Annotated in this window: 6 protein-coding genes; 4 read left to right on the forward strand and 2 right to left on the reverse strand. The window is 49.2% G+C overall.

Annotation, left to right across the window (positions count from 1 at the left end):
- Nucleotides 1–25: 25 nt before the first annotated feature.
- A complete protein-coding gene (locus tag ACTHTY_RS01370) occupies nt 26–1,399 on the reverse strand; it encodes an FAD-binding oxidoreductase (RefSeq protein ID WP_440366223.1) in 1,374 nt (457 codons plus the stop codon).
- Between the two features lie 95 nt (nt 1,400–1,494).
- Complete coding sequence (locus ACTHTY_RS01375) at nt 1,495–1,758, reverse strand: hypothetical protein (RefSeq protein WP_049333183.1); 264 nt, start codon at nt 1,756–1,758, stop codon at nt 1,495–1,497.
- A gap of 509 nt (nt 1,759–2,267) precedes the next feature.
- Between ACTHTY_RS01375 and ACTHTY_RS01380 the strand changes: the two genes are divergently transcribed.
- From ACTHTY_RS01380 to ACTHTY_RS01395, 4 genes are all read left to right on the forward strand, one after another.
- Nucleotides 2,268–2,750: an FKBP-type peptidyl-prolyl cis-trans isomerase gene (locus ACTHTY_RS01380; protein ID WP_003683125.1), complete on the forward strand. Its 483-nt coding sequence runs from the start codon at nt 2,268–2,270 to the stop codon at nt 2,748–2,750.
- Between the two features lie 217 nt (nt 2,751–2,967).
- On the forward strand, nt 2,968–7,254 hold the full coding sequence (gene glgB / locus ACTHTY_RS01385; protein ID WP_440366224.1) for a 1,4-alpha-glucan branching protein GlgB: 4,287 nt from the start codon (nt 2,968–2,970) through the stop codon (nt 7,252–7,254).
- A gap of 145 nt (nt 7,255–7,399) precedes the next feature.
- Nucleotides 7,400–9,385 carry a glycogen debranching protein GlgX gene (gene glgX / locus ACTHTY_RS01390; RefSeq protein ID WP_440366225.1) on the forward strand — a complete coding sequence of 662 codons (1,986 nt, stop codon included), beginning with the start codon at nt 7,400–7,402 and terminating at the stop codon, nt 9,383–9,385.
- 314 nt (nt 9,386–9,699) lie between these two features.
- Nucleotides 9,700–12,180, forward strand: coding sequence for a glycogen/starch/alpha-glucan phosphorylase (locus ACTHTY_RS01395; protein ID WP_440366226.1), 2,481 nt, complete (start codon nt 9,700–9,702; stop codon nt 12,178–12,180).

The raw sequence follows: 12,180 nt of genomic DNA on the forward strand, positions 1-12,180 counted from the left end.
GTTTCAGACGGCCTTTTTGTATTACTTAATCCAGAGAAGGCAGGAGTTTGTCCGGATTCATAATGCCATAAGGGTCAAGCTGATTTTTGATGGCATGCATCAGAACGAGTTCTGCCTGTGTACGCACGCGGGGCAGCCAATGTTTTTTGATGATGCCTACGCCGTGTTCGGCGGCAATCGTACCGTGGCAGGCAAGGATGTTTTCATAAACAATGGTATTGACGGCGTCTTCGTATTGATAGGCTTCGTTGCTCAATACGTTGGGCAGGAATGTATTGTAATGCAGGCTGCCGTCGCCTAAATGTCCGAAGCAAACAATTTGTATGCCGGGAAAGCGGGTTTCCAGGGCAGGGGCGCATTGGTGGACAAAGGCGGCCACTTGGGCGATAGGGATGGCGATATCGTGTTTGATGCTGGTGCCGAGTTTGCGTTGGGAAGCGGAAATATTTTCACGCAAGGTCCATAAGTCGGAGCGCTCTTGCTCGGATTGCGCTAAGATGCTGTTTTCCCATCCGTTTTGATAGAGAAATTCGGCAAGTTTTTCATCCAGTCCGGCATCGGGAACGGAATCTGCAAGTTCAATCAAAATATGCCATTGCGCATCGGCAGGCTTTTTGAGTTGGCTGAATTCCGAAGATAAATCGAGGGCAAAGCGGCTGATCAGCTCGAAGCTGGTCAAGCGCTCGGCAAAATGGCCTTGCACCGCAGTTAAAAGCGAGACGGCGGATTTAATATCGTCTAAACCTACCCATGCGGTTGCTTTGGTTTTGGGCTGGGCAAAGAGTTTGAGTGTGGCGGCGGTAATAATGCCCAATGTTCCTTCGCTGCCGATAAAAAGATGGCGCAAATCGTAGCCGGTCGTGTTTTTGTGCAGGGGCTGAAGGTGGGAAACCAGTTCGCCGTTTGGTAAAACGACTTCCAAACCCAATACCAAATCACGCATACTGCCGTAGCGCAAGACATTCAAACCGCCGGCATTACAGGCGATATTGCCGCCGATTTGGCAAGAGCCTTCGCTGGCAAGGCTGAGCGGAAACAGTCGACCGGCTTCGGCTGCCGCGTTTTGTGCATTCTGCAAAATCACGCCTGCTTCAACCGTCATGCTGTTGTCGGCAAGGTTGATATCGCGGATGCGGTTGAGCTTGGAGAGATTGAGCAGTACACCCTCGGTGGTTACCGTTGCGCCGCATAATCCGGTATTGCCGCCCTGCGGGGTGACGCGGATACGGTTCTCAAAGCAGAAACGCATGATTTTCTGCACGCTTTCGACAGAGTTCGGCTGTAAGACAATATCCGGCGAAGAAACAAAGCGGCGGCGTTGGTCGTTTAACAAGGCCGGAGTGGCTTCGATGATTTCAGAGGCGGAAAGAAACTCAGCAAAACGGTCGTGAAGGTGCATGGCAGTCAGGCGGAAAAGTCGGGAAGTGGAGTGTGAGGAATGTAAAAAAGCAGGATACGCAATGGTATCCTGCTTTTCTTATATTCAAAAGAATATTATTTAGCAGCTTCAGAAGCAGCAGAAGCAGCGGCTTCAGTAGCAGATGCAGCAGCTTCAGTAGCAGAAGCAGCAGCTTCAGTAGCTTCGGTAGCAGCAGAAGCGGTAGCTTCAGTAGCAGATGCAGCAGCTTCAGTAGCAGAAGCAGCGGCTTCGGAAGCAGCAGAAGCGGCAGAAGCAGCAGTTTCAGCAGCTTTATCAGCACCGCCACAAGCGGCCAAAGCTAAAGACAACAAAGCAGCAGCGAACAGGGATTTTTTCATTTTTAAGAACCTTTTTTAAATCGATTTAAACTAAAAATAGCCGTCAAACGGCCTGTACAGTAGAAATTCATTGCTGAATTTTTTAATATTATGCCTCACGGGATAGGTCAATGCAACGTTGCATAACCGTTTGTTGGCTAAAATCAATACGAAAATAGTGAAAATAATGTAAATCATATTGGCGCGCGAAAAATCATCTGAAAATATTCATTATTAATGAAGATTTTAAAAATACATTGTATTCAATGAATTGTGTATTTTTATTTGTTATAGGTTTTAAGGGTTTGGAATGTTTTTGCGTTTAGGGAAATTTTTGTAATTTAGCAACTTTGTGTTGTGAAAAAGCAACTTTTATGGATTGGAATCATTCAATTTTGTTTTTTATATGGACTTTTTTGGTTTTGTTGTGTTTGCTAAAAGTATTTGTTTAAGGTAAACCGATTGTTTAGTTACAGCTGTGATAGAATAGCCTGAGCTTGACTTTATAAATATTAATTAAGGACGACATGATGTCTATTGTTAAAAATTCCGTAGTTTCCCTGCATTATGAAATGTACGATGCCAACAACCAACTGTTGGACAAAACCGAAGAGCCGATTGCTTATCTGCATGGCGGTTATGACGGTATTTTCCCTTTGGTGGAAGAAGCGTTGCACGGTAAAAATGTAGGCGATACCGTTGAAGTGGCTTTGTCGCCTGATGATGCTTTCGGCGAGCAAGATCCTGAGCTGGTGCGCATTGAAGATGTAAGTGTGTTCCCTGTTGAAGTTGAAGTCGGCATGATGTTTGAAGCCGATGATCCGGAAACAGGCGATGTATTGATTTATCGTGTAACCGATGTTGCCGACGGTAAAGCCGTAGTAGACGGCAACCATCCTTTGGCCGGTATGAAAGTATTGTTCAAAGCGACTGTTGAAGGTGTGCGCGATGCGACTGAGGAAGAAATTGCCCATGGTCACGTACATGGCCCGCACGGTCATCACCATCACTAATCAGGCTTAAAGCATGATAAAGGCCGTCTGAAAAGGAATGAAATCCTCCTTTTCAGACGGCCTTTAAGTTTTTACAAGACAGATAAATAGGAAATTTTGGCTCAGGTCAAATCAAGCGGGGAAATATGGGGTTTGTTTGATACTACAATGAATTACATACCACGGTGCGACAAAATCTGTATTAAGATTCAGATATTGGTAAAACAGGCAGAATGCAATGAGTGAAACATTGGAGCAGCAGGCTGTAGAGGCCGGTATTGATTTAGGCTACCACGACATCAACGGGACATATCATGCGACCAAACCTGAAGTTTTGGAATCTATCGTTGCTGTTTTGGATAAAAGCAAACCGGATTCAGACGGCCTTTATCTGAATACGATGGTTGCGCATGAAAACGGCGAAGAATCTTTACAGATGCCGTCTGAATTTCATGGCGCTGAAGCGGTCGTATTGATTGATGAGGCGGATGAGTACCAGACCTTGACTTTATATCCGGGTGACAACGATACGCTTTGGATTAAGCTGCCCCAACTGGCTTGCGGTTATTACACTTTGTCGGCAGAGACCGGCGGCAAAAGTTGCCTTGTGCGCCTGATTGTTGCGCCTGAATCGGTTTACCAACCCAAACTGCTTGCCAATGGCGGTCGGATGAATGGTTTGACCATGCATTTGTACAGCCTGCGTTCCGAGCGCAACTGGGGCATAGGCGACTTTACCGATTTGCTGAACCTTATGAAATATGCGGCTGAGAAAAAGCTGGATTTTGTCGGTATCAACCCTTTGCACGCCTTGTTTATCAGTAAGCCTGCCTTTGCCAGCCCTTATAGCCCTTCTTCGCGTGAATGGCTCAATCCGATTTATTTGGATGTTGAGAAGGTCGGTGCGTTTACTTATAACGAACAACTGAAAAACTGGCTGGCACAACCGAAAATCCGTCAGCGCATTGCCGCTTTGCGTGTTACGGAAACGGTGACTTATACGGCGGTTTGGGCATGCAAGCGTGATGCGTTGCACATGGCGTTTAACGCGTTTGAACAGGATACTTGCGAGGCTGCGGAAAATGAACGCGCTGCATTTGAAGTGTTTGTATTAGAAAAAGGCAAAGCTTTGCAGGGCTTCGGTTTGTTTGAGGCTTTGGACCAGTATTACAGCCGTCCCGGACAAGTGGGTTGGCAGTCATGGCTGTCTGAATTTCATCAACCTGATGGCGAAGCGGTAGAAAAATTCGCGCGCAGCCATGAACGTGAAATCCGTTTTTATATGTGGCTGCAATGGCTTTGTGCGGAGCAGTTGCGCGAAGTCAACCAAGCCGCTGCCGAATACAGTGTCAAACTCGGCATTTACGGCGATTTGGCAGTCGGCGTGGCGCGAGGCAGCGCGGATACTTGGTTAAACCGCCAAGATTATTGTATGGACTTGTCAGTCGGCGCGCCGCCCGATCCTTTGGGACCGACAGGGCAGAATTGGGATTTGCCGCCGCTTAATCCATTGATGTTGAAGCATACGGGCTATGAAAAGTTTGCCCATTTGTTGCGCGAAAACATGCGTCTGTATGGCGTATTGCGGATTGACCATGTAATGGCATTGTGTCGTTTGTGGTGGGTTTTAAACGGTAAAACGGCGGATTTCGGCGCGTATGTGCATTACGATGCCGAAGTGATGTTTGCTATTTTGGCGTTGGAAAGCCGGCGCAACAGTTGCGTCATCATCGGCGAGGATTTGGGTACGGTACCGGACGAAGCCCGCCATCTGCTCAACCGCTATCAGGTTTTCTCTTACAAAGTAATGTATTTCAGCAAGGGCTGGAACGGTTTCCAATTGCCGGAAGAATACCCCGAGCAGGCGATTACGGTCATCAGTACCCACGATGTTGCGCCCTTGGCAGGTTATTGGATAGGCAAAGATTTGGATACGATGTTCAAACTCGGTACTTTGCCAGATGCAGCCGCTTTTCAGACGGCCTTGGACGAGCGCGAACACGATAAAGCCGATTTACTGGACAAATTGAAAGAAACCGGCTGTCTGGGTGCGGACGTACAAATGCCGGCAAAAGCCGATGAAACCTTGCTGGCGGCTTTGCATAAATACGGCGCATTGAGTCGCAGCAAACTTTACGCCGTACAGTTGGAAAACCTGCTGGGCGTCATCGACAATCTGAATGTCCCGGGTGTAACCGAAGGCTATCCGAACTGGGCGCAAAAAATGCCGGTTTCTTTGGAAGATTTCCTACAACACCGCCTCATGGGCGGCCAACTTGCCATTATTGACGAGGTACGCATGAAAACAAACAGCCAAATCAAGACTTATCATGAACTTGACCAAATCGAGCGCGATACGGTCGAAAGCCTGTTTCTTGCCACCCATAGCGATGTGTTCGCTTATTTGGGACGACACCGCCTTGCAGAGGGTGATGAAGTGGTACGCGTTTTGATTCCCGGCGCAGTAAGCGTGGATATCGTGAACCGCCGCAGCGGCGAACTCATCGTGCCGTCTGAAAAAATTGATGAACGCGGTTTCTTTGTGGCCGTTTTGCCCGATGATGTGCCCGATTACGCTTTGCGTATCCGTTACACCGAAGACACCGAGCCAGTGATTGAAGAAGACCCTTATCATTTCAGCTCTGCGTTGCAAGACATGGATTCCTGGCTGTTGGCCGAAGGCAAACACCTGCGTCCTTATGAGACTTTAGGCGCGCATTTTGCTGAGTTGGACGGTGTGAAGGGCGTACGCTTTGCCGTCTGGGCGCCCAATGCGCAACGCGTTTCCGTCATCGGTGAGTTCAACAACTGGGACGGCCGCCGCCATGTGATGCGTTTCCACCGCGACAACGGCATTTGGGACATCTTCATCCCTGCTGTCAAACTCAATGCCCTATACAAATTTGAAATCCGCGATGCCAACGGTAATGTACGTGAAAAAGCCGACCCGTATGCTTTCGGTGCGGAACTGCGTCCAACCACGGCATCTATCGTGCGCGGTTTGCCTGACGAAGTGGAGGAACCGGCCTTCCGCGCCCGTGCCAACGCCATTGATGCGCCCATCAGCATTTATGAAGTGCATTTGGGTTCGTGGAAGCGTAATCCGGAAAACAATTTTTGGCTGACTTATGAAGAGTTGGCCAAAGAATTGGTCGCATACGTCAAAGACATGGGCTTTACCCATATTGAGTTCCTGCCTGTTTCCGAATATCCGTTTGACGGCTCATGGGGCTATCAGGCAACCGGTTTGTATGCACCGACCAGCCGTTTCGGTTCGCCGGAAGAATTGCGCGCATTGATTAAAGCTGCGCACGACGAGGGTATCGGCGTCATCCTCGACTGGGTAGTCGGCCATTTCCCGACCGACGATCACGGTCTGGCCAAGTTTGACGGCACTGCGCTGTACGAACACGCTGATCCGCGCGAAGGCTACCACCAAGACTGGAACACCCTGATTTATAACTTCGGCAGAAACGAAGTGAAAAACTTTCTGCAAGGCAACGCCCTGTATTGGATAGAGCGTTTCGGCTTTGACGGTATCCGCGTTGACGCGGTTGCTTCGATGATTTACCGCAACTATTCGCGCAAAGACGGCGAGTGGATTCCGAACCAATACGGCGGCCATGAAAACCTCGAAGCCATCGCTTTCCTGCGTGATACCAACACCATGTTGAAAGAGGAAGTTCCGGCTGCGACTGAAATCGCCGAAGAATCTACTTCGTTCGCCAATGTGACCCGCCAAGAAGGTTTGAACTTCAGCTTCAAATGGAATATGGGCTGGATGAACGATACGTTGCGTTACATGATGGAAGACCCCATCAACCGCAAATACCATCACAACAAAATGACCTTCGGCATGATGTACCAGTACAGCGAAAACTTTGTCCTGCCGCTTTCACACGATGAAGTCGTGCACGGCAAACGTTCGCTGCTCGGACGTATGCCCGGCGACTGCTGGCAACAATTTGCCAACCTGCGCGCCTACTACGGCTTTATGTACGGCTTCCCCGGCAAAAAACTCTTGTTTATGGGCAACGAGTTTGCACAAGGCCGCGAGTGGAACTACAACGAAGGACTGGATTGGTTCCTGTTGGAGGAAGAGGGCGGCTGGCACAAAGGCGTACAAGACTTCGTGCGCGAGTTAAACCATGTTTATAAAGACACCGCGCCGCTTTATCAGCTTGACCAATGGCCTGAAGGCTTTGAGTGGCTGGTTGCCGATGATGGCGACAATTCCGTATTCGTCTTCGAGCGCCGTGACCGCGAAGGCAACCGCGTTATCGTGATCAGCAACTTCACGCCTGTGGTGCGCGAAGGCTACCGCTTCGGTGTGAATTCTGCCGGCGAATACCGCGAAATCCTCAATTCAGACGACCTGCATTACAAAGGCAGCGGCGTTTCTGCCGGCGCAACGGTGGAGACAGAAGAAGTTTGGTCGCATGGCAAACCAAATTCCTTGTCTGTTACCGTACCGCCGTTGGCAACCGTTTACCTGTATCAGGCGGCAGTCAAAGACGAAGCGTAAATCAACTTTGAGGGTGGGCATTATACCTGCCCAATCAGCTGAAAATTAAAAGATAGTGATATCAATATGACTCAAGGCCGTCTGAAAGATTTTCAGACGGCCTTATATTGGACACGAAACCAAATACATACCAAGGAATCATTCTATGACTGCCAAATCATGGCATATCGAGGAAGGCAAGCCTTATCCCATGGGCGCGACCCTGACAAGCAAGGGCGTGAATTTTACCTTGTTTTCCATCAATGCCGAAAAGGTCGAATTGTGTCTGTTTGATAAAGATAAAGAAACCCGTTTGGAAATGCCTTCGCGGCGCGGTTCGGTATTTTACGGATTTGTGCCGGACGTTAAGGCAGGGCAGCGATACGGTTTTCGTGTGTATGGACGTGAAAACGCAGAGTACGGCTCATGTTTCAATCCCAACAAATTGTTGATTGACCCGTATTCCAAAAAAATTGACGGCAAACCAAGCTACCGTACCGCCGAAGAAATGGCATGGTTCAGGCCGGAAGATGAACGCGACAATGCCGCCGTTGCACCGAAAAGCGTCGTGATCGGACGCAGCCGATTCAATTGGGCCAAAGATTGCCGTCCGGAAATACCGTGGGGCAAAACCGTTATTTATGAAGCCCATGTCAAAGGGTTTACCAAGCAGTTCCCCGATTTGAAATATGCAGGTACTTATAAAGCCTTGAGTGATAAACGGGTTTTGGCCTATCTGCAAGAGTTGGGGGTAACGACGGTCGAGCTGCTGCCGATTCATTATCATTTGGACGAATACCATCTTCAGCAGATGGGCTTGAGCAATTATTGGGGCTACAACACTTACTCCCATTTTGCCGTTGAGCCGTCTTATGCCGACAATCCCGAGCGTGCGGCGGCGGAGTTTAAACAGGCGGTCAAAGCCCTGCATCAGGCAGGTTTGGAAGTGATTTTGGATGTCGTGTACAACCACACGGCCGAGCAGGACGACAAAGGCCCGATGCTGTGTCAGCGCGGTATTGACAACACCTTATGGTATTGGCACACCCCTTACGGCAATTATGAAAACTGGTCGGGTTGCGGCAATACGCTCAATATTGTCCGTCGCGATGTTACCCGTTGGGCGGCGGACAGCCTGCGCTATTGGGCGGAAGAGTTTCATATCGACGGCTTCCGTTTCGATTTGGGAACCGTATTGGGACGCGAGCCTGATTTCCAATCGTACGGCCGTTTTTTCCAAGTCCTGTATCAAGACCCGGTTTTGGCCGGTTTGAAGCTGATTGTCGAAGCATGGGACATCGGCGAGGGTGGATATCACTTGGGCAATTTCCCGCAACCTTTTGCCGAATGGAACGGCCGTTTCCGCGATGACATGCGCGCGTTTTGGTCATGGGAAAGCGGCAATTTGGGCGCATTTGCCGAACGCTTGGCCGGGTCGTCCGATATTTTCAACCACAGCGGCCGCCACCCTTCTGCCAGCATCAACTTCATCACTGCACACGACGGCTTCACTCTGCGCGATTTGGTCAGCTACAATGAAAAACACAACGAAGCCAACGGCGAAAACAACCGTGACGGGCATAATGAAAACATCAGCTACAACCACGGCGTAGAAGGTGAAACCGATGATGAAGAGGTTTTGCTCAACCGCGAATACACTTCCAAAGCGATGCTTGCCTCCTTGTTTTTATCCAACGGTACGCCCATGCTTTTGGCGGGCGATGAGTTTGGCAACAGTCAGCACGGCAACAACAACAGCTACTGCCAAGATAATCCGATTACATGGTTGGATTGGCAAAATGAGTCCCATATGTTGCAGAATTACACTCAAGAGCTGATACGCGTCCGCAGCCAAATCAAGCTGCTGACAGATGATTGCTGGTGGGAAAAAGAGCGTGTGCAATGGCTCAATGCCGATAGCAGCCCGATGACGGAATATTGTTGGCACAATAGGGGTAGCAAGGCGATTCAGGTTGTTTTGGACGATGAGTGGCTGCTGTTGGTCAATGCCAAACGTAGTCGTCAGTTATTTAACCTGCCTCAAGGCAATTGGGAAATTTCTTGCGTACCATCAGAGAAATTAAATTACGAAGAATCAGGAAAATGTGTTGTTGAGCATATGGGGATTTGGATTTTACATAAAACGAATTAAATGAAAACTAAGCCGTTATATTGTTAACTCTTTGATATTTTGTCAGTATTTTCTGATTTGCAGCTTAGTAGTATAAATTGAAAATGCCGATAAGATGATGAATGGTTTAATTGTTAATTGAATGTTTTATAAAGAAAAATATATCCTTTTTTTAAATCTTTCCGCTATAATCTCCTTAGTTTGTAACAAATCTACGCACCATTCCTTTCAGACGGCCTGTTGCCGTTGTCAGGCCGTCTGAAAACCGAGTTTCGTTGTTTTTAATAAAACCATCAGGCGCGTTGTCCAGTGCCTCACGCTAGAGAAAGGCTTCCATGGCTAAGAAAAAACTCCCCATCTCCGGTTACGATTATGTAATGCCTAAACCGGACGCCGAAACCATCCGTAAATCCATCGTTTACAAGCTGATTTTCATCTTGGGCGTAGATCCGAAGGAGGCAACTTCACACCAATGGCTCAATGCCGCCATGCTTGCCGCGCGTGACCTGATTGCGGAAGATTTCCTCAAAACACGCCGCGCCCACATTGACAACAGCAAACGCATGGTTTATTACCTGTCTATGGAATTTCTGCTCGGCCGTTCGTTTGTCAACGCGCTGATTAACGAAGGCGTTTATGCCGAATTCGAAGAAGCCTTTAAGCAACTGGGCAAAGAATTTGCCGATGTCTGCGAACAAGAAGAAGATCCGGGTTTGGGTAACGGCGGTTTGGGCCGTCTGGCTGCCTGCTTCCTCGACTCTTTGGCAACCCTGCGCATTCCGGCCATGGGCTACGGCATCCGTTACCAATACGGTATGTTCAAACAAGAAATCGTGGATGGCCAACAAGTTGAAAAACCCGATTTGTGGCTAGACCAAGATTTGGCATGGCAGTTTGCCCGTCCGAACAAACAATATTCCGTCCGTTTCGGTGGTCAAGTGTTGAACTTGGGCGACAAAAAAGAATGGCAGCCGAGCGAAGAAATTTCCGCTTGGGCATACGACGAAATCATTCCGGGCTATGGCGGCGAATGTGCCAACCCATTGCGCTTGTGGACTGCACACGCAGGCAACCTGTTTGACCTTGCCGACTTCAACCGAGGCGACTATGCCTCTGCCGTTCGCGCACAAAACAGCGACGAAAACATCTCGCGCGTCCTGTATCCGAATGACTCTACCGATTCCGGCCGCGAATTGCGCCTGAAGCAAGAATACTTCTTGGTTTCCGCTTCCGTTCAAGATATTGTCGCCCGCCACAAATGCCGTTTCCCAAGCATCCGCACGCTGGCGGACGAAGTTGCCATCCACTTGAACGATACCCATCCGGTGCTCGCTATTCCAGAATTGATGCGTATCCTGATTGACGAAGAGGGCATCGCATGGACTGAAGCATGGAATATGTGTTGTAAGATTTTCTCTTACACCAACCACACATTGATGAGCGAAGCCTTGGAAACTTGGCAGGTTGACCTGATGGGTCGCCTGCTGCCGCGCCACTTGGACATCATCTTTGAAATCAACGCCTACTTCCTCAATGCCTTACGCGCCATCGGCAACTTCGACGACGACTTTGTCCGCCGCGTATCCATCATTGACGAAACCCACGGCCGTCGCGTTCGCATGGCATGGCTTGCCGTGATCGGTTCGCACAAAGTCAACGGCGTGGCAAAAATTCACTCCGATTTGATGACCACATCCATCTTCGCCGACTTTGCCAAAGTGTTCCCGGAACGCTTTACCAACGTAACCAACGGTGTAACCCCGCGCCGCTGGATCAACATCGCCAACCCGGGCCTGACCAAATTCTTGGACAAACATCTGGGCGACGAAGACTGGCGTCTGCATTTGGATAACCTGACCAAGCTCAACGACAAAGTGGACGATGCCTCCGTACAGGCAGAATTCGGCGAAGTGAAAAAAGCCGCTAAAGAGCGCCTTGCCAAATACATCGAAACCGAGCTGGGCATCAAGGTTAATACCGATGCACTTTTCGACATCCAAATCAAACGTATCCACGAGTACAAACGTCAAGCATTGAACGTGATGCACATCGTCGACCGTTACAACAAAATCTTGGAAAACCCAGATTTCGATTGGCAGCCACGTGTGTTCATCTTTGCCGGTAAAGCCGCATCCGCTTATTACATGGCGAAGAAAATCATCCGACTGATTAACGACGTTGCTAAAGTCATCAACAACGACACCCGTATCCGCGACCTAATTAAAGTTGTGTTCATTCCGAACTACAGCGTCAGCCTCGCCCAAATCATCATCCCAGCCGCCGATTTGCACGAACAAATCTCACTGGCGGGTACAGAAGCATCCGGTACCAGCAACATGAAATTCGCCCTTAACGGCGCAATCTGTATGGGTACACTGGACGGCGCGAATGTTGAGATTTTGGAAAAAGTCGGCGCGGACAACTGCTATATCTTTGGTAACACCGTAGAACAAGTCGAAGAAATCCGCCGCAACGGTTACGACCCGTTAAGCTATATCGAGCGAGACAGCGACCTGCGCCGCGTCGTCAACCAAATCAGCCAAGGCACTTTCTCTCCGGAAGAGCCAAACCGCTACAACGACGTGTTGCAACCATACGGCGACTTCTATCAGCTGATGGCCGATTTCCGCAGCTACATTGACACGCAATACAAAGCGGACGAACACTACCGCAACGTATCCGCATGGCGCAAATCAGCCTTGATCAACATCGCCAACATGGGCTTCTTCTCATCCGACCGCTCCATCGCCGACTACTGCCGCGATATTTGGTACATCAAACCATTGAGCGAAAAAGAATTGCCCGGCAGAAATTAA

Source organism: Neisseria sp. P0019.S002 (genome assembly GCF_051957155.1).
Lineage (GTDB): Bacteria > Pseudomonadota > Gammaproteobacteria > Burkholderiales > Neisseriaceae > Neisseria > Neisseria perflava.